Here is an 18,881-nt window from a genome sequence, read left to right as displayed (position 1 = left end):
TTCACAAGGAATTGGGCCCCGGGGGGCGACAGCAAGGCCGCAGGGGGCCGTTTCGGTGCCCCGAACGGCCCCTTGTGGGGTTCGGGGTGAGGGTGTACGGCGACCCTGTCAAGATCCGTCCACCGACTGGTACGGACCCCTCCGGAACCCTGCGCGGCAGCTCACGCGGCATTGACAACGCCCGAAACCGCACCGTGGTTCCTGTCCGCCCCCATGACCTGGGTCACGCGGGCGGCGCAGTGTAGCAGAGGGCCGGTAGAACCTTGTGAAGGGGCGCACGAGGTACCCCCCTGGGGCGGGTGGATACTCGATGCCATGAGCACCACGGAGCGTCCCAGGATCCTCGTAGTAGGCGGTGGGTACGTAGGCCTGTACGCAGCTCGGCGCATCCTGAAGAAGATGCGCTACGGCGAGGCGACCGTCACGGTCGTCGACCCCCGGTCGTACATGACCTACCAGCCCTTCCTCCCCGAAACCGCCGCCGGCAACATCTCCCCCCGGCACGTCGTCGTCCCGCTGCGACGCGTGCTGCCGAAGGCGGAGGTCCTCACCGGCCGGGTCACCACCATCGACCAGGACCGCAAGGTCGCCACGATCGCGCCGCTGGTCGGCGAGGCGTACGAGCTGCCGTTCGACTACCTGGTCATCGCGATGGGCGCCGTCTCCCGCACCTTCCCGATCCCCGGCCTCGCCGAGCAGGGCATCGGCATGAAGGGCATCGAGGAGGCCATCGGCCTGCGCAACCACGTCCTCGAGCAGCTCGACAAGGCCGACTCCACCACCGACGAGGAGATCCGCCGCAAGGCGCTCACCTTCGTGTTCATCGGCGGCGGCTTCGCGGGCGCGGAGACCATCGGTGAGGTCGAGGACCTGGCCCGGGACGCGGCCAAGTACTACAACAACGTCTCCCGCGAGGACATGCGCTTCATCCTCGTCGACGCCGCCGACAAGATCCTCCCCGAGGTCGGCCCCAAGCTGGGCGCCTACGGCAAGGAGCACCTGGAGAGCCGGGGCGTGGAGATCTACCTCTCCACCTCCATGGACTCCTGCGTCGACGGCCACGTCCGCCTGAAGAACGGACTCGAGGTCGACTCCAACACGATCGTGTGGACGGCGGGCGTCAAGCCCAACCCGGTCCTGTCCCGCTTCGGCCTCCCCCTCGGCCCCCGCGGCCACGTCGACTGCCAGCCGACGCTCCAGGTCACCGGCACCGACTACATCTGGGCCGCGGGCGACAACGCCCAGGTCCCGGACCTCGTCGGCCGCAAGGCGGGCAACCCCAACGCCTGGTGCCCGCCCAACGCCCAGCACGCGCTGCGCCAGGCGAAGGTCCTCGGCGACAACGTGATCTCCGGTATGCGGGGCTTCCCGCAGAAGGACTACGCGCACGCCAACAAGGGCGCGGTGGCCGGTCTCGGCCTCCACAAGGGCGTCGCGATGATCGTCATGGGCAAGATGAGGATCAAGCTCAAGGGTCGCCTCGCCTGGTACATGCACCGTGGCTACCACGGTCTGGCCATGCCGACCTGGAACCGCAAGATCCGCGTCTTCGCCGACTGGACCCTCGGCATGTTCCTCAAGCGCGAGGTCGTCGCCCTCGGCGCGCTGGAGTCCCCGCGCGAGGAGTTCTACGAGGCTGCGAAGCCGGCCCCGGCCCCCGCCGAGGCCACCCCCAAGCCGGAGCACCAGAAGGCCAAGGCCTCCTGACCCACCCGCACCGAAACCCTGAAGGGCCGCCCGCCATCCGTGGTGCGGGCGGCCCTTCGGCATCCGCCTCCGCTGGCTCGTTCGAAGCGCTTGGCCGGGGGCGATGCTGTCAGGGGTGACACGATGGGCACCGGTGCCCTGAAGGGGAAGCTGGAGCAGAAGGGGGAAGATCTGTCATGTCCTGGGACGAGTGGGAACAGCTGAAGGCCGGCGCCGCGACCCGGCAGCCCGACCTGAGGACCGATCCCACGGGCAAGAGCATGGCGGTCAGGGCGCTGGAGGAGGACATCCAGCCGGGCGCCGACCGCGCCGGGAACCGCGCCGAGGAGTCGTCGAACGTCGCCGTACGGGAGTTCACGGGCTGGGACACCGGCGCCGGCCTGAAGGACGCTCACCAGGAGTGGGAGTTGCAGGTCAGGAACCTCAAGGCGCGCCTGGCCGCCGACAAGGCGGCACTGCGGGCGAACAAGCGGGAGTTCCGGCAGGTCGACCACGGCGTGGGCAGCGGCCTGGCACAGATCGACGCGGGCACCGAGCCGCGACGGGACGTCTAGCGGCGGGGCGGCGGTGACGGAGTCCGGGGGACGGGGGTAACGGGGAATGCTCACTTATCAGGACGTGGTCACGGTCAGGATCGGCGTGCTGACCACGGCGGCCACGCACTGGGACGACATGGCGAAGGGCTTCGAGGACCTGGAGACCCTCTACGCCGCACAGGTGCTGTCGGTCGCCAGGAAGGGCAGATGGGTCGGGGTGAGCGCCACCGCGGCCGACGAGCAGCTCTCGGCCACCCGCGGACAGCTCAAGGACGCCCAGACGGAAGCCCGCGCCATCGCCTCCCTCCTGCGCGACGCCCACCAGCAGTTCGCGGAACTGATCGGCCGGGTCCGCAGCCTCGTGGAGCAGGCGAAGGCGGAGAAGTTCACCGTGACCAGCCAAGGCGTGGCGGTCTACGACGCGGACAGCGTCCAGGCGATGCGGCACGATCCCGACTTCCAGAAGTACGAGGCACAGGTGAAGATCGCCGAGGCCGCCTGGACGAAGCAGATCAAGGACGCGGTACGGGCCGTCGACGACGCGGACCAGGGCGTGAAGCTCGCCCTGCACCAGGCCGCGGGTGTGCGGAGCTGGTTCGACCGGCTCCGGGATCCGCTGGGCCGGGACCACACCTTCAACGGGTCCGCCGTCGGGGACGTCGAGGTGTACGAGGCGCGGGAAGCCGAGAAGTACACGGACCGGATCCTCGGCGGCGAAAAGCTCGACGGCACCGAACTGGCCGAGTGGGAACGCCTCATGCGGGACAACTCCGGTGACGAGGTGTTCAGCAGGACGGTGCTCGACCACGTGGGTCCCGAGGGCACGATCCGGCTCACCAACCAGCTGAACGACCTCGCCTACGACTCGGACGAGGGGAACCGGCAGCGGTACCTGGCCGTCGAGAAGGGCTTCGCCACCGCCGTCGCCACGGCGACGCGGGACCCGGACTCCGCCTTCTACCGGGAGTGTCGGGAAGGGCTGCGGGAAGCGGGCGCCCGGCGGTACGAGTGGCAGGGGAGGAAGTCACGGGGTACCAGTCCTTCGTCACCCTCATGCAGCACGGCGGCGGTTACTCGGACCGGTTCCTGCACGACCTCGGCGACGACCTGATCGCCGCCGAGCGCGCCGACCGGGGCGACGACATCTGGGACCTGCCCAAGGGGTTCGTGCGGGCACGGGACGACTGGCTCGCCAACGATCCCCTGGACGGGCTCCTGGGGGTGATGAGCCACGACCCCGGCGCGGCGGAGGGCTTCCTCGACCCCGCGGTGGGTTCCGGCGACCGGCTGGAGTACCTGCTGCGGGAGCGGGACTGGAACGTGGTCGACGGGCATCCGGCCATGCGCAACCCGATGGACCCGGACCGGGCCGCCGACGACGTACTGCGGCAGTACGACATCGAGGACGCGGGCAGCAGGTCGGGTCTTGGGGCGGCGCTGATCGCGGGCGCGACGGGAATCGACCCGGCGAACTCCAGCGGCGGGTTCGTCCCCCACTCGCCGGCCAACGACCGCATCTTCGAGACGTCCCTTGACCACCTCGCGGCGGAGGGCAACGACTTCCCACCGCAGCTCCGTGAGCCCATGGCCCTCGTGATGGGCAACCACGGAGACGCCGTACACGAGGCCACCAGCGCCCACAACGACAGCGAAACCTCCCTCAACCGCCAGCACGTCCTCGAGGTGGCCAAGCAGATCTCCCGCGACCAGAACGCGTACGGAACACTGCACGACAGCCTGAACCGGGAGATCGTGTATGACATCAATACAGGTGCCGAAGGCGGTGAAGAGCCCCTCATCAGGGCAGGCCGCACCATTGGATTCCTGGAGGAGGCCCGTTATCAGGGCCTTCAGGTAGATGTCGACGACGCCAAGAGCAAGGCCACCTGGGATGCGAAGTGGGATTACCACACCTGGGGCGGCGTGGTTAATTTCATTCCCCACGTCGGGGATGCCGCGCAGCGAGGTGTGGATGTAGTCACCGCCAAGTGGCTGGAGGAAGAGATTGCTCGCATTGACAGTAATCAAGCGCGCGCGAACCTGGCGACCGGGATTGGCAGAGAAGGGCGCCTCGAAATGCTGGCCGAGCATTGGATGACAGAGAATCCCAGTGTGGTTTCCGATGAAGAAAAGTGGATGACAGTCGAAACCATTGACAACGCCGCGAACAACGGCAACGCGACGGCCCGGCGTCTGGCAGGTGCGGGGTCATGAAGAACAAGCTCATCGGTTCCGTTGCCGCATTCAGTGTCCTGCTTTTCGGGCTGGGGTGCTCTCGTGGTGAGCAGGAGCGGAACTATGCCGTCCCTGCCGAAGTCTGCGATGTCCCTGTCGCCGAGTCGGCCGTCGAGCCTCTTCTCCCGGAAGGCGATTCCCTGGCGGAGAAGCGACCGTATTCTCAGGATGAGGGTGTGGAGGACTTCTGTGCCCTGAAGGTGGGGAAGGGCTATGCCCTGACCGTCAGTTTTGACCGTGACATCGGTGACGGAGTGGATGCGATGCTGGCATCCGACGACTACAGCAACCTGAAGCGAGCCTCTTTCAGCGGCAGCGTGCTGAGTGCCGGGGTCGGAGAAGACGGCGCCATCGTCTGGCTCGACTGCAAGCCGAAGAGCGCGCAGCCGCAGACGAGGCCGACCGGCGGCGCGTACGAGTCTCTGGTGATGGAACTGAGGGTCGGGAACAAGGGCGCCGAGATCAAGAACCCCGACCAGCAGCGTCAGCACATCGAGGACTTCGTGCGGGCGTACCTGCCCGGCGTGGAGAAGACCTGGTGTGCCGGGGCATGAGGTCCTCGCTCCCCTGCTGCCGGCGGGTGAGTCCCTGACGGAGGACATCGACCACAGTGATGTCCGGCCAGGGGCGCATGACTACTGCAATGTCCGCGTGGACAAGAAGGTCGCGCTGGCCATGGAGGTGTCGCGGCAGACGGCTTATGCCGATCTGAAGTACGCCATGGACGACTACCGGAACCTGGAGGAGGTCACGCTCGGCGGCAGGGTGAAGAGCGCGGGTGTGGGGGAGAACGGCGCCATCGCCTGGCTGAGGTGTGAGCCCAAGGAGGGCCAGCCGCGGTCTGACGCGGTCAGCGGGCGCCCGTACCAGGCGCTGGTGGTGGAGTTCAACGTCGGGGACCCGGACCTGGTGCCCGAGGACCCGAGCGGTCGGCGCCGGGACATCGGCGCGTTTCTGCGGGCCTACCTGCCCGGGTTGGAGAAGGCGTGGTGCGCCGCGGGGTGACCCGGGTCCGGTGCTCACGGCGCCGTACGCCGTATTTTGCACAGATGTGACGGGCGTGGGGGACTGCTCAGTGGTCGGCGGGGTGTTTACGTGGGTGTTGGACATTCCGGGATCGTCGTCACGGAGGTGTGCGCCATGGCCGACGCGGCTTCGCGGCTGAAGGGGCTGCTGGAACAGGTGCTGGGAGTACCGCTGCCGGTTCGTATCCGCGCCTGGGACGGTTCGCAGGCGGGCCCGCCCACGGCACCGCTGCTCGTCGTACGCAACCGGCGGGCCCTGCGCCGCCTGCTGTGGAAGCCGGGCGAACTGGGCCTGGCGCGGGCCTGGGTGGCGGGGGACCTCGACATCGAGGGGGATCTCTACACCACCCTCGATCTGTTGTCGGGGCTGATCTGGGAGCGGGAGGACGACGCCCGGACGCTCGCGCAGGCGCTGCGGGAGCCGGAGGTGCGGGCTGCCGTACGCGGGCTGGTCAGGCTGGCCGGTCCCGCGCTGCCGCCCGCCCCGCCCCGCGAGGAGGTCCGCCGCCGCGGCCATCTGCACACCCGCCGCACCGACAGACGCGCCATCAGCCATCACTACGACGTCGGCAACGACTTCTACGAGATCGTCCTCGGTCCGTCCATGGTGTACTCCTGCGCCTACTGGGAGTCCCCGGACGGCAGCCTGGAGGACGCACAGCGCGACAAGCTCGAGCTTGTCTGTCGCAAGCTCGGGCTGCGGTCCGGTCAGCGGCTCCTCGACGTCGGCTGCGGCTGGGGCTCGATGGCCGTGCACGCCGCCCGCGAGCACGGCGTCAGCGTCGTCGGCATCACCCTCTCCCAGGAGCAGGCGGCGTACGCCCGTAAACGCATCGCCGGAGAAGGACTGACGGACCGTATCGAGATCCGGGTGCAGGACTACCGGGACGTACGCGACGGGCCCTACGACGCGATCTCCTCCATCGGCATGGCCGAACACGTCGGCGCCGAACGCTACCTGGCGTACGCCGAGACCCTGCACGATCTCCTCAGGCCCGGCGGCCGGCTCCTCAACCACCAGATCGCCCGCCGCCCGCAGCGCGACGAGTCGGTGTACCACCTGGACGAGTTCATCGACTCCTACGTATTCCCCGACGGCGAACTCGCCCCGCTCGGCACGACCGTCACCCAGCTGGAGCGCGCCGGTTTCGAGGTGCGGGACGTGGAGTCGATCCGCGAGCACTACGCCCTGACCCTGCGCCAGTGGGTCACCAACCTGGAGGCCGACTGGCCGCGCGCCATGCGCCTGGCCGGGCCCGGCCGCGCCCGCGTCTGGCGGCTGTACATGGCCGCCTCCGCCCTCGCCTTCGAGCACAACCGGATCGGCGTGAACCAGGTCCTCGCCGTCCGCACCCCCGACGACAGCGGCGCCTCCGGCATGCCGCTGCGGGCCCGCACCTGGAACTGAACGGGATGGGCCCGAGTCCCGAGGGGGGTCGGGCCCATCGCCTCACTCCGACTTGATCGCCGCCAGCATGTTCAGCCGTGCCGCCCGCCGCGCGGGCCACAACGCCGCGAGGACGCCGACCGCGGCGGCCAGCAGGAGGAAGACGCCCATCCGGGCCCAGGGCAGGACCAGTTCGTACGTCGCCATGCGCGTCCCGAGCAGCTCACCGGCCGCCCAGCCGAAGAACACCCCGAGGCCGATGCCGAGCACCCCGCCGAACAGGGAGATCACCAGCGACTCCAGCCGGACCATGCGCTTGACGCCGCCCCGCTCCAGGCCGATCGCGCGGAGCATGCCGATCTCCTGCGAACGCTCGAACACCGACATCGCGAGGGTGTTGATGACACCGAGGACCGCGACGATCACCGCCATGGCCAGCAGGCCGTAGAGCAGGTTCAGCATCAGGGTGAACATCTGCGCGATGTCGTTGGAGATGTCCTCCTTGTCCTGGACCCTGATCGCCGGGTTGTCGCCGAGGGCCTCCTCCAGCCGGTCCTTCGCCGCGGCCGAGGCGCCGTCCTCGGTCCTCACCATGACCTGCATGTCGACCGGGTCGGACAGGTGCGGGGTGAGGACGACGTTGTCGACCATGATGCCGCGCATCATCTCGTTGGCCTGGTAGACCCCGGCGACCGTCAGCCGGTCCTTCGCGCCGTCCTCGTAGGAGACGGTGAACGTCGAACCGGCCCGCCACCCGTGCCGCTCGGCGGTGTCGTCGTCGACCACGACCCGCCCGCCGCCCACCTCGAAGGCGCCGTCGGCCACCGGCAGGTCGGTCAGCTCGCCGATGGTGGCACCGGTGACGCCGGTCAGGTACTCGGTCTCGCCGTCGATCCGGGAGGCGGCGTTGCGCAGCGGACTGGTCGCGGTGACCCCGTCGGCGGCGTCGAGCTTCTCGGCGACGTCGGGGGAGAGCTGGTTGCCGTTGGCCATGGAGACCACGTAGTCGGCGCGGATCGACGCCGACGCCATCTTGTCGATGGCCTGCTGGAGGCTGCCCGCCATCACCGTCATGCCGGTGATCAGGGTCAGGCCGATCATCAGCGCGGAGGCGGTGGCGGCGGTACGGCGCGGATTGCGCACCGAGTTCTGCCGGGCCAGCTTCCCCGACACCCCGAAGATCCGCATCACCGGGGAGGCCGCCGCGATCAGCGGCCGGGACAGCAGCGGGGTGAGGATGAAGACACCGATGATCAGCAGCACCGCGCCGAGGCCCATGGGGGCCTGGCCGTCCGAGCCGTCCATCCTCGTCGCGGCGAGGACGACGGCGACGCCGGCGGCGGAGAACAGCGCGCCGAGGGTGTTGCGCAGCACCAGCGACCGGGTGGTGGCCTGCGCGTGCACGCTGCTCATCGCGGCGACCGGCGGGATCTTCGCCGCGCGGCGGCCCGGCAGCCACGCCGCGAGCATGGTCACCAGGACACCGACCGCGAGGGCGGTGCCGATCGTGCCCGGGGAGACCACCAGCGGTCCGTCCGGCACCGTCGCGCCCAGCGAGCCGATGAGGGACCGCAGTCCGGCGCCGATGCCGATGCCCGCGACCAGCCCGGTCACCGCGGCGACCGTGCCCACCACGAACGCCTCGATCAGCACCGACCGGGTGACCTGGCGGCGGGAGGCGCCCACGGCCCGCAGCAGCGCCAGTTCCTTGGTGCGCTGGGCGACCAGCATGGTGAAGGTGTTGGCGATGATGAAGGTGCCGACGAAGAGCGCGATGCCCGCGAAGACCAGCAGGCCCTGCTTCAGCCCGCTCATCGACGACGCGATGATCTCCGCCTGCTCGTCGGCGAGTTCGGCACCGGTCGTCGTCTCCACCACGTCCCCGGGCAGCGCCTTGTCCAGCGCGGCCTTCAGCGCGGTCTGGCTGGTGCCCTCGGCGGCCTTGACGTCGATCTCGTCGTAGACGCCGGGCTTGCCGAACAGCTTCTGGGCGGTCGCCGTGTCGAACAGGGCGAGGCTGCCGCCCGCCGCCACGTTGCCGTCGTCGGTGGTGAAGACGCCGGTGACCTCCGGCGCCAGGACCGGGCCGTCGACGGACAGCCGTACGGTGTCGCCGACGCCGTACCCGGTGCGCTTCGCGGTCTCGGAGTCGATGAGCACCTCGCCCTCGCCGCTCGGCGCGCGCCCCTCGACGAGCGGGTACCGCGGGTCCTTGGTCCCCCAGTAGTTGCCGCCCTGCGACTGGAACCCGTCGCCGATCAGCTTGCCGTCCTTGTCGGCGACGGCGGTGAACCCGCGGACCACCCCGATGGCGGAGGCCGCGCCCGGCACCGCGGCGCTGTCGTCGACCAGGTCTTGCGTCAGCTCGTGGCGCTTGCCGACGCGGTCGCCGCTGGCGTCCCGGTACTCCGCTTCGACGGCGACGTCGACGTGGTCGAAGCCCTTGGCGGAGCTGTTCTGGAGGGCGTCGGAGATGGTGTTGGTGAAGACCAGGGTCCCCGAGACGAAGGCCACGCCGAGCATCACGGCGAGGACGGTCATCAGGAGCCGGGCCTTGTGCGCGAGGACGTTGCGCAAGGCGGTACGGAACATGGGGTGATCTCAGTCCAGAGGGGAGGGGTGGCTGGGGGGACGGCGGCTCAGCTGGTGCGGCCCTTTGCGTCGAATTGCTTCATGCGGTCGAGCACGGCCTCGGCGGTGGGCCGGTACACCTCGTCGACGATCCGTCCGTCCGCGAGGAACACCACGCGGTCCGCGTACGCCGCCGCCACCGGGTCGTGGGTGACCATCACCACCGTCTGCCCCAGCTCCCGCACGGAGTTGCGCAGGAAGCCCAGTACCTCGGCGCCGGAGCGGGAGTCGAGGTTGCCGGTCGGCTCGTCGCCGAAGACGATGTCGGGCTTGGAGGCGAGGGCGCGGGCCACGGCGACACGCTGCTGCTGGCCGCCGGAGAGCTGGGCGGGCCGGTGGCGCAGCCGGTCGGACAGGCCGACCATGCCGATCACGGTGTCCAGCCACCCCTGGTCCGGCTTGCGGCCCGCGATGTCCATCGGGAGGGTGATGTTCTCGAGCGCGGTGAGCGTCGGCAGCAGGTTGAACGCCTGGAAGATGAACCCGATCTTGTCCCGGCGCAGCCGGGTGAGCTGCCTGTCCTTCAGGGAGCCCAGTTCGGTGTCGCCGATGCGCACGGAGCCGGAGGAGAAGGTGTCGAGCCCGGCCACGCAGTGCATCAGCGTGGACTTCCCGGAGCCGGAGGGGCCCATGATCGCGGTGAACTCGGCCTGCCGGAAGTCGACGGAGACCCGGTCGAGGGCGATCACCTGGGTCTCGCCCTGCCCGTAGATCTTCGACAGGTCCGTGGCGCGGGCGGCCACGGTGGTGGTCGGCTGGGCGAGGGATGCGGTGGTCACGGCAGGGACACTCCTGTCGGGAGGGCGGCGTTCAAGGGGCCCTCCCATCGTCCCGACCGGACGGTGCCGTGTAGTCAGCCCCTGTTCGGGTTCCGGGGGCAGACTCGGGTCGGACCGGGGGCCGCCGTGTCATACCTGGGGATGACGGGGGCCCCTGAGGGCGGCCCGGTGGGGCGCGGTGTCAAGAACGGGTGGAGCACCCTGGTCCAGGCGGTGAAATTCCGTCATTCCGCATACGCGGGAGGTCGGCGCGCGTAAGGCTGTTGGCAAGTGCGGATGGCTCGTTCCGTGTGCTGATGCACCCTCAGACGTCAATAAAATAAGACAACATCGCTCCGCCCGTCCGCTGTTCGGGGGATGCGTCCCGATAGGCTCGGGGCGCTCGATGCGGAGCTCACGGCCTGCCCGGATGGTGGAATGCAGACACGGCGAGCTTAAACCTCGCTGCCCCTTCGCGGGCGTGCCGGTTCAAGTCCGGCTCCGGGCACCTCCACGTCTACGGCACTCGACCTACCCTCGTGGTCGGTAGGGTGCCGTCACTGTGTGTGAGTACCCGGTGGCCGCGCGCGCGACGCCCGGACCGGGCCGCCGAGGCGTTCCGACGGGTCGTCAACTGGCCGATTCCTGACTGCTTTCACCGTCTGACGGTACGACGCCCGGCCCGCCCTGTCCGGATCCAGCGGCCCCGGAGCCGCACAGCCGACCGGGCGCCCCGCTTTTCCACTGCCTTCCGGAGTGCCGGGCGCCGACCCGTTGACAGCGGGCGGCCCGGATCGGAGACTCAGGCCGGAGAGTAAGTGAATAAAAATTCACTGTGCGAACACGCCGTCATGTCAAACCCGACCACGTCAAAGGGGACGACCGATGCGTACCACCGTCGGCATCATCGGAGCCGGTCCGGCCGGACTGCTGCTCGCGCGGCTGCTGCACAACGCCGGGATCGACTCGGTCGTCCTGGAGGGCCGGGAGCGGCAGTACGTCGAACAGCGGCAGCGGGCCGGGATCCTGGAGCAGGGGACGGTGGACGTGCTGCGCGCGGCCGGGGCCGGGACGCGGATGGACCGGGAGGGGCTGCGGCACGACGGTATCGAGCTGCGGTTCGACCGGCGGCGGTATCGCGTCGACTTCCCCGCGCTCACCGGCGGCAGGTCCGTGATGGTCTACGCCCAGACCGAGGTCTGCAAGGACCTCATCGCCCTCCAGCTGAAGGAGGGCGGCCCGCTGCTGTTCGGCGCGGAGGCGCTGGCCGTGGAGGGGGCCGCCACCGACCGCCCGCGCGTACGGTTCCGGTACCAGGGGCGCGAGGACGTACTGGAGTGCGACTACGTCGTCGGCTGCGACGGCTCCTGGGGTGTGGCCCGCAGGGCGGTCCCCGCCGAGCTGGTACGCGTGTACGAGCGGACGTACCCCTTCGGCTGGCTCGGCGTCCTCGCCGACGTACCGCCCTCCCACGACGAACTGGTCTACGCCCGCCACGACCGCGGCTTCGCCCTGCTGTCCATGCGGTCCACCTCCGTCTCCCGGCTCTACCTCCAGGTGCCGGAGGGGACCGACGCCGACTCCTGGGACGACGACGCGATCTGGGCGGAGCTGGAGCGCCGCTTCGAGACCGGCGACGGATGGCGGCTGGAGCGCGGGCCCATCACCCAGAAGTCGGTCACCCCCATGCGGTCCTTCGTTCAGGAGCCCATGCGGTACGGCCGGCTCTTCCTCGCCGGGGACGCCGCCCACATCGTGCCGCCCACCGGGGCCAAAGGGCTGAACCTCGCGGTGGGGGACGTCGTCACCTTCGCGCGGGCGCTCACCCGGCTGACCGAGACCGGGTCGGCGGACCTCCTCGACGCCTACTCGGAGACCTGTCTGCGCCGCGTCTGGCAGGCCGAACGGTTCTCCTACGACATGACGACCCTGCTGCACCGGGCCCCCGACGCCACCCCCTTCGAGGACCGGCTCCAGCTCGCCCGGCTGGAACGCGTCACCGACTCCCGCGCCGCCGCGACCGACCTCGCCGAGGCGTACACGGGGTTCCCGCTGGAATGAAACGGGGTGAATCGGTATCAACTGGGTAATTCGAACGGCTGGAATGGGGCCCGCCAGTGGCGGGAATCACTCGTACGCGTAGCGTGTTGACCAGCACGGCGAGGGAAAGATCCTCCCCAGGCAGTAGGGTCAATCCTTTGCCTTTCCATTACTCTTGAGCCAAGGCCGCGCAGTGCGGCCATGGAGGAGTGAAATGAGGAGCAGCAACCCGGTCTTCTCGCGACGGGGGTTCAGCCGCGACAACGGCTACGCGGGCTTCAACACCGCGCCGCAGGCCGGGGGAGCAGCTGTCGGCACGCAGGGCAACCCGTACGCCCAGCCGCAGGCCGGTAACCCGTACGCGCAGAACCCGTACGCACAGCAGGACCTTCAGCACGGCGCCCCGCCGCAGGCCCCGGCCACCACCGGCCGGATGACGATGGACGACGTCGTCATGCGCACCGGCACCACCCTCGGTGTCCTGGTCGTGACGGCCGCCCTCGCCTGGGCGCTGCTGCCGGTCGACGACGCCAACATCGGCCGGTCGTACGGCATCGCCATCGGCGCCGCCCTCGTCGGCATGGTGCTGGCGCTGGTGCAGTCGTTCAAGCGCAAGGCGTCGCCCCCGCTGATCCTGGCGTACGCCGCCCTGGAGGGTGTCTTCCTCGGCGTCGTCTCCAGTGTGGTGGACAACCGCATCGCCGAGGGCGCGGCCATGCAGGCGGTGATCGGCACCCTCGCGGTCTTCACGGCCGTACTGGTCGCCTACAAGGCGGGCTGGATCCGCGTCAACCGCCGGTTCTACGGCTTCGTGATGGCCGCGGCGATGGGCTTCGTCCTGCTGATGGCGGTCAACCTGCTGTTCGCCGTGTTCGGCGGCGGTGACGGCCTCGGCTTCCGCAGCGGCGGCCTCGGCATCGTCTTCGGCATCATCGGCATCCTGCTCGGTGCCGCCTTCCTCGCCATGGACTTCAAGCAGGTCGAGGACGGCATCGCCTACGGCGCCCCGCGCGAGGAGGCCTGGCTCGCCGCCTTCGGTCTCACGCTGACGCTGGTGTGGATCTACCTCGAGTTCCTGCGGCTCATCTCGATCCTCAACAGCAGCGATTGACCTCGGCGGCGAGGCCGCGCGAGACACCGAAGGGCCCCGGGGTTCAGCCCCGGGGCCCTTCGCCGTGCCGATGAGCGCGCTCAGAGCAGTTTGCGCGCGGCCCTCCTCAGGTCGTACTCGTGAATGATCGCTTTGGCGTGGCCGTACGCGAGGTTGTGCTCGTGGCGCAGCCAGCTGACCTTCTCCTCGAAGCGGAAGAGACTGGGGCCTTCCTCGACGGTGCGCAGCCAGTCGGAGATTTCACGGCCGGTGCAGTGAGGGATGCGGGCGAGCAGGTTGCGATGGGTCTCCTCGGAGAAGACTTGGGACATCGGCGCCTCCGGACGCATGGGATGTAAGCCGGTCCTTCAGGTCACCGTGCCTGAGCGTTCGCCCGTTGGCAACAGTCCGGGTGGGGTGCGTAGGCTCGCGCCGTGGTGGATACGACGTCTCTGATCCAAGCGGTGGACCACTTCGCCGATCGTCTGCGGGCCGCGCCGCAGAGCCGGTTGCAGCGCGGGGCCGCTGCCGAGGCGCTGGCGCTGGCCAGGGAGTTGGCCCGGTGGTCGCAGGTCCTCGAATCGCCGGGGGCGGAGCCCCGGGTGATGCCGGATGCGGGGATGTTCGCCGCGGCCGACCAAATCACCGTCGCCGGGAGGGATCTGGCGGTGGTGCTGACGAGCGACGAGGAAGTCGCCGAGGCGGTGCGGGTGGTTGAGGAGGCGCGGAAGCGGGCGGGGGTGTGACGGACGGGGCGTGGCCTCGGGCCCGTGGGCCCGGGAGTCAGAGGGACGCTATGACCCTGTCAGCCAGGATGTAGACCTTCTCGGCGCCGCACTCGAACGTCAGTGTGTACGCGCCCGAGATGCCCGAGCCGCCCAGCAGGACCGGGGTCTGGCCGGTGCGCAGGGCCGTGGCGAGGCGTTCGGCGGTCTCACGGTGGCCCGGGGTCATGCAGAGCGTGGTGCCGTCGGCGAAGACATAGACGTCGAGGGTGCCGAGGGGGCCCGGACGGACGTCGGTCAGCTCGGTGCGGGAGGCGGCGAGGTCCTCCAGGGTGGAGACCGTACGCTCGTGGTCGTTCACGCCCGGTGACGGGTCCGGCACGAAGTCGGGGTGCGAGGGGTGGCGGCGGCGGGCCGCGGCCAGCTCGGGGGAGTCCCCGGAGAAGTCGTCCGGCTCGGGGCCGGGCTCGGTGACCGGCTCCAGGGACTCCAGGCCCGCGAAGTCGGCCTGGCGGGGCAGGAACAGTTCGCCGTCGGGCAGGCCGCCCAGCAGGGTCGGCGTGTCCGAGGCGTCCCGGGCCTCCTGGGCGGCCCAGAAGGCGCGGGCCTCGGCGAGTTCGCGTTCGCGTTCCTCGGCCAGGGCCTCGGCGACGGCGGCGCGTATCTCGTCGGTGTCGGTGGCCTCACGGGCCGCGGGCACCGTGGCGCGGGTGGCGGCGCGGTGCTCAACCAGCTCGGCGTGCAGGGCCGTGAACTGTCGCCGCAGCTGCAACAGGGTGCGCAGGACGGCGACGCCCACGGCGCCGGTGGCGGCCGTGGTGACCAGCAAGGCGATCTGCATGGCGCTCACTGACGTACTCCCGGTTCAAAGTCGACCCCCGACTTCCTACATCAGCTTGATAGGTGAACTAACCAGCTGTCAGTGCGTAACGTCACGAATCGGACAGGTTCCTGGGGCTGCTGTTATCCCATTGGCTGGGCTGACCTGCGTGGTTTCCGCGCTGAGGGAGATAGGTCACATCCTGGGGGAGATTGCATCACAAAGCGGCCCGGCGTCCAGGGGTGTCCCGGACTCCGGGCCGCTGCGTGACGCAACGTTTCACCGTGGTTACGGAGGTGTTCTTCCCTCCGTCACGGGGGCGTTGTTCAGCTGAGGCGCTCGATGACCATCGCCATGCCCTGGCCGCCGCCGACGCACATGGTCTCCAGGCCGAACTGCTTGTCGTGCCACTGGAGGGAGTTGATCAGTGTGCCGGTGATCCGGGCGCCGGTCATGCCGAAGGGGTGGCCGACGGCGATCGCGCCGCCGTTGACGTTCAGCTTCTCCAGCGGGATGCCGAGGTCGCGGTAGGAGGGGATGACCTGCGCGGCGAACGCCTCGTTGATCTCGACCAGGTCGATGTCGTCGATGGTGAGACCGGCGCGGGCCAGCGCCTGCCGGGAGGCCTCGACCGGGCCGTAGCCCATGATCTCGGGGGAGAGGCCGGAGACGCCGGTGGAGACGATGCGGGCGAGCGGGGTCAGGCCCAGCTCGCGCGCCTTGGTGTCCGACATGATCACCAGGGCGGCGGCGCCGTCGTTCAGGGGGCAGCAGTTGCCCGCGGTGACCAGGCCGTCGGGGCGGAAGACGGGCTTGAGGCCCGCGACGCCCTCCAGGGTGACCCCGGCGCGGGGGCCGTCGTCCTTGCTGACGACGGTGCCGTCGGGCAGCGTGACCGGGGTGATCTCGCGCTCCCAGAAGCCGTTCTTGATGGCTTCCTCGGCGAGGTTCTGGGAGCGGACGCCGAACTCGTCCATGTCCTGGCGGGTGACGCCCTTGAGGCGGGCCAGGTTCTCGGCGGTCTGGCCCATCGCGATGTACGGGTCGGGCAGCAGGCCGTCCTCGCGCGGGTCGTGCCAGTCGGAGCCCTCGGACTGGGCGACGGCGGCGGTGCGGGCCTCGGCGTCGGCGAAGAGCGGGTTGTGGGTGTCGGGCATGCCGTCGCTGGTGCCCTTGACGCTGCGGGACACCATCTCGACACCGGCGGAGATGAAGACGTCGCCCTCGCCCGCCTTGATGGCGTGCAGCGCCATCCGGGAGGTCTGGAGGGACGAGGAGCAGTACCGGGTGATGGTGCAGCCCGGCAGGTGGTCCATGCCCATCTGCACGGCGACGATCCGGCCCAGGTTGTGGCCCTGCTCGCCACCGGGCAGACCGCAGCCGAGCATCAGGTCGTCGATGTCCTTCGGGTCGAGCCCGGGGACCTTGGCGAGGGCCGCCTGGATGATCGTGGCGGTCAGGTCGTCGGGGCGCAGGTCCTTGAGGGAGCCCTTGAAGGCGCGGCCGATGGGGGAGCGGGCGGCAGAGACGATCACGGCTTCGGGCATCACGGCTCCAGACGACGACGGTGTAGGGCGCACGGTGGAAATTACCCGTAGGTAAGCTCCCGGTCACTGTCATTGTGATGTGACACGGGCCTCTTTTCCAAGCGCTTGCTTAGTTCGTCGGCGGTGGGCTTTCCCACACCGTCCGGCGTGGCGGGCTGCGGGGCGAAGAGGAAACGGTCGACCGGCGGCCGGGTCAGCGGGCGCACCAGCCGCCGCACCCACGGCGAACCGAGCACCGCCGCCAGCACCACCGCGCCCACCAGCAGGGCGCCGAGTTCGGCGTAGGTGTCGGCGCGGGCGATCAGGCCCTTCTCCCGCAGCGGCAGGATGACCAGCGGATGCAGCAGGTAGATGGTGAAGCCGCCGGAGCCGAGCGTGGAGATCCACGGCAGCCGCCGCCTCGGCATCACCCGCAGCAGGCACAGGGTGAGCACCGCCGCCGAGGCCAGCACGGCGAGCCGGATCAGCCAGGCGCCCTCCATGCCGAGCGGGGTGTCGGCGCGGTAGGCGTGCCGCATGGACAGCCAGGTGCCCTGGATGTCCTCGTGCCACCACCAGCCCACGGCGCAGGAGGCGACCAGGCCCGTCACCGCGACCGGCAGGCTCCACCGGGCCTCGAGCCAGTCCCGCAGCATGCCCTGGCCCAGCCGCCAGCCGAAGTAGAACAGCGGCAGGTAGACCAGGACGCGGCTGGCCGAGAAGGTGAGCCCGAAGCCGTCGATGTAGCCGACCCCGAGCGAGACGGCGGTGGTGATCAGCAGCGGGTGGCGCAACTGGACCACCAGCGGGAGCAGCAGCCGCCAGAAGAACAGGGCCATCAGGAACCACAGCGTCCACGGCAGCTGGACGACGTGCAGCTTGAAGGGGGCACCGAGCGCGTACGACTCCAGCGAGAACAGCAGGCTGAAGATCAACGCGGGCAGCACGATGCTGCGCAGCAGGTTGCGCAGCTGGCGGGGGCCGAGCGGGCCCGCGCCGCTGAACACGCCGGCCAGTACGACGAAGGCGGGGACGCGGAAGGCCCATGTCCCCACCTGGTAGGCGGCCAGCGGTTCATGGCGGCTCATGATGCTGCCGATGGTGTGCAGCACCACGATGAGCGTGGCCGAGACGAACCGTGTGTTGTCCCACCAGGGATCACGGGCAGGGCTGGTGCGCGCCGGGCGGTCGGTGGGTCTGGGAGGCGACTTTTCCATCGCGGGAGGGACTCCTGACGGCTGCATGACAGAGGCAGAGCCGCCCACCCTCGCCAGTGGAGAAGAGCCCTTGGTTATCCCATGTGACTCATGAGGTGAACGCTTCGTGTACGGCGGGAGGAGGATCGTCCTCAGGTACCTGTCGAGCCCGTGTCCACCGTGTCCAGATCCGCCTCCGGTACCCGGCGGCGGCGTCGGCGTTTGAGGAGGGCCCAGGGGCCGCGGGGGCCGGTGGGGAGGGCGGCGGCGACCTCGGTGCCTGCCTCCGAGGCGGCCTCGGCGGCGGCGCGGGCGACCGGGAGGAAGCCCTCGCGGCGGGTGGCGTCGGGGCGCTCCTCCTCGGCGGGCCACAGGCCGAGGGCGGCGCAGACCGTGGGCAGCACCGCCATCGCGGCGGTGGCGTAGCCCTCGGCGGACGGGTGGTAGTTGTCGGGGCCGAACAGCTCACGCGGGTTGGCCGCGAACTCGGGGCCCAGCAGGTCGCCCAGCGACACCGTGCGCCCGCCCTGCTCGACCGTGCCGATCGTCTGCGCCGCCGCCAGCTGCCGGGAGGCCCGCCGCGCCAGCCAGCGCAGCGGCTGCTGCACCGGCTCGATGGTGCCCAGGTCGGGGCAGGTGCCGACGACCACCTCCGCGCCGGCGGTGCGCAGCCGTCGGACCGCCGTGGACAGACAGCGCACCGAGCGGGTCGGGGGCATCCGGTGGGTGACGTCGTTGGCGCCGATCATGATCACGCAGATGTCGGGTACCCGGGCCTGGTCCGCCAGGACCAGGCCCACCTGCCGTTCCAGGTCGTCCGACTGGGCGCCGGGCAGCGCGACGTTGCGGAGCCGGACCGGCCGTTCCGCGACCGCCGCGAGTCCCGACGCCAGCAGGGCGCCCGGCGTCTGACCGGCCCGGTGGACGCCCTGACCGGCGGCGGTGGAGTCGCCGAGCAGGGTCAGCAGCAGCGGCGGTTCGCCGGAGGTGGTGTAGGGATGGCCGTACAGCCCGTCCGCGTTCGGCACGTGCGGCAGCGCGCCGTTGCCCACCTGCCGCTTGGCCAGCCGCACCTCCGCCAGCACCAGGCCGACGACCGCGGCGCCGGCCAGACCGACGCCGCCACCGCCGTAGGCCGCACCGGCCGCGATGCGCCGGGCCACCCTGGCCCTCGACATCCTCGTCATGGGTCGCCGCCACCTCCC

17 protein-coding genes and 1 tRNA gene are annotated in these 18,881 nt (G+C 70.1%); 11 read left to right on the top strand and 7 right to left on the bottom strand.

Annotated features, from left to right (window positions below; translation table 11 throughout):
- Window positions 1-315 precede the first annotated feature (315 nt).
- The 7 genes from KBY47_RS10295 to KBY47_RS10270 all read left to right on the top strand — a co-directional run bounded on the left by KBY47_RS10295 (window position 316) and on the right by KBY47_RS10270 (window position 6,911).
- Window positions 316-1,707 carry an NAD(P)/FAD-dependent oxidoreductase gene (locus KBY47_RS10295; protein ID WP_210920710.1) on the top strand — a complete coding sequence of 464 codons (1,392 nt, stop codon included), beginning with the start codon at window positions 316-318 and terminating at the stop codon, window positions 1,705-1,707.
- A 176-nt stretch (window positions 1,708-1,883) separates the two neighbouring features.
- Window positions 1,884-2,261 carry a hypothetical protein gene (locus tag KBY47_RS10290; RefSeq protein WP_210920709.1) on the top strand — a complete coding sequence of 126 codons (378 nt, stop codon included), beginning with the start codon at window positions 1,884-1,886 and terminating at the stop codon, window positions 2,259-2,261.
- 46 nt (window positions 2,262-2,307) lie between these two features.
- Entirely contained in the window at window positions 2,308-3,354 is a 1,047-nt protein-coding gene (locus KBY47_RS36410; RefSeq protein ID WP_247694488.1) for a hypothetical protein, read from the top strand.
- Window positions 3,297-4,457, top strand: coding sequence for a hypothetical protein (locus KBY47_RS36405; RefSeq protein WP_247694487.1), 1,161 nt, complete (start codon window positions 3,297-3,299; stop codon window positions 4,455-4,457). Before KBY47_RS36410 ends, KBY47_RS36405 begins: the two co-directional genes overlap by 58 nt.
- Window positions 4,454-5,032 (top strand): hypothetical protein, encoded by a 579-nt coding sequence (locus KBY47_RS10280; RefSeq protein WP_210920708.1) that lies wholly within the window; start codon window positions 4,454-4,456, stop codon window positions 5,030-5,032. Before KBY47_RS36405 ends, KBY47_RS10280 begins: the two co-directional genes overlap by 4 nt.
- The gene (locus KBY47_RS10275) at window positions 5,019-5,483 is read left to right on the top strand and encodes a hypothetical protein (RefSeq protein ID WP_210920707.1); all 465 of its coding nucleotides are present in this window, start codon (window positions 5,019-5,021) and stop codon (window positions 5,481-5,483) included. Before KBY47_RS10280 ends, KBY47_RS10275 begins: the two co-directional genes overlap by 14 nt.
- A gap of 135 nt (window positions 5,484-5,618) precedes the next feature.
- A complete protein-coding gene (locus KBY47_RS10270) occupies window positions 5,619-6,911 on the top strand; it encodes a class I SAM-dependent methyltransferase (protein WP_210920706.1) in 1,293 nt (430 codons plus the stop codon).
- Window positions 6,912-6,953: 42 nt separating this feature from the next.
- Here the strand turns inward: KBY47_RS10270 and KBY47_RS10265 are convergent, their stop codons facing one another.
- Together KBY47_RS10265 and KBY47_RS10260 are read right to left on the bottom strand one after the other, a co-directional pair.
- The gene (locus tag KBY47_RS10265) at window positions 6,954-9,482 is read right to left on the bottom strand and encodes an ABC transporter permease (RefSeq protein ID WP_210920705.1); all 2,529 of its coding nucleotides are present in this window, start codon (window positions 9,480-9,482) and stop codon (window positions 6,954-6,956) included.
- A gap of 47 nt (window positions 9,483-9,529) precedes the next feature.
- Window positions 9,530-10,300: an ABC transporter ATP-binding protein gene (locus tag KBY47_RS10260; protein ID WP_210920704.1), complete on the bottom strand. Its 771-nt coding sequence runs from the start codon at window positions 10,298-10,300 to the stop codon at window positions 9,530-9,532.
- A 403-nt stretch (window positions 10,301-10,703) separates the two neighbouring features.
- Between KBY47_RS10260 and KBY47_RS10255 the strand changes: the two genes are divergently transcribed.
- The 3 genes from KBY47_RS10255 (at window position 10,704) to KBY47_RS10245 (ending at window position 13,430) form a co-directional block, all read left to right on the top strand.
- Window positions 10,704-10,787, top strand: a tRNA-Leu gene (locus tag KBY47_RS10255).
- A gap of 377 nt (window positions 10,788-11,164) precedes the next feature.
- On the top strand, window positions 11,165-12,340 hold the full coding sequence (locus KBY47_RS10250) for a 4-hydroxybenzoate 3-monooxygenase (protein ID WP_210920703.1): 1,176 nt from the start codon (window positions 11,165-11,167) through the stop codon (window positions 12,338-12,340).
- 193 nt (window positions 12,341-12,533) lie between these two features.
- Entirely contained in the window at window positions 12,534-13,430 is an 897-nt protein-coding gene (locus KBY47_RS10245) for a Bax inhibitor-1/YccA family protein (RefSeq protein ID WP_210920702.1), read from the top strand.
- 80 nt (window positions 13,431-13,510) lie between these two features.
- On the opposite strand, the gene KBY47_RS10240 is transcribed toward KBY47_RS10245, so the two are convergent.
- A complete protein-coding gene (locus tag KBY47_RS10240; RefSeq protein ID WP_210920701.1) occupies window positions 13,511-13,741 on the bottom strand; it encodes a DUF4287 domain-containing protein in 231 nt (76 codons plus the stop codon).
- 102 nt (window positions 13,742-13,843) lie between these two features.
- On the opposite strand from KBY47_RS10240, the gene KBY47_RS10235 reads away from it, so the two are divergent.
- Window positions 13,844-14,155, top strand: coding sequence for a hypothetical protein (locus tag KBY47_RS10235; protein WP_210920700.1), 312 nt, complete (start codon window positions 13,844-13,846; stop codon window positions 14,153-14,155).
- A gap of 37 nt (window positions 14,156-14,192) precedes the next feature.
- Here the strand turns inward: KBY47_RS10235 and KBY47_RS10230 are convergent, their stop codons facing one another.
- The 4 genes from KBY47_RS10230 to KBY47_RS10215 all read right to left on the bottom strand — a co-directional run bounded on the left by KBY47_RS10230 (window position 14,193) and on the right by KBY47_RS10215 (window position 18,863).
- Entirely contained in the window at window positions 14,193-14,984 is a 792-nt protein-coding gene (locus KBY47_RS10230) for a hypothetical protein (RefSeq protein ID WP_210920699.1), read from the bottom strand.
- A gap of 296 nt (window positions 14,985-15,280) precedes the next feature.
- Window positions 15,281-16,501 carry an acetyl-CoA C-acetyltransferase gene (locus tag KBY47_RS10225; protein ID WP_210920698.1) on the bottom strand — a complete coding sequence of 407 codons (1,221 nt, stop codon included), beginning with the start codon at window positions 16,499-16,501 and terminating at the stop codon, window positions 15,281-15,283.
- A gap of 41 nt (window positions 16,502-16,542) precedes the next feature.
- A complete protein-coding gene (locus KBY47_RS10220; protein ID WP_247694485.1) occupies window positions 16,543-17,697 on the bottom strand; it encodes an acyltransferase family protein in 1,155 nt (384 codons plus the stop codon).
- 131 nt (window positions 17,698-17,828) lie between these two features.
- Window positions 17,829-18,863 (bottom strand): SGNH/GDSL hydrolase family protein, encoded by a 1,035-nt coding sequence (locus KBY47_RS10215; RefSeq protein ID WP_210920696.1) that lies wholly within the window; start codon window positions 18,861-18,863, stop codon window positions 17,829-17,831.
- Between the last annotated feature and the right edge of the window lie 18 nt (window positions 18,864-18,881).

Source organism: Streptomyces sp. B93 (assembly GCF_018070565.1).
In the GTDB taxonomy this organism is placed as follows: Bacteria; Actinomycetota; Actinomycetes; order Streptomycetales; family Streptomycetaceae; genus Streptomyces.
The sequence above is the reverse complement of the archived record's forward strand: the minus strand, read 5'-3'. Positions and strand labels throughout refer to the sequence as shown.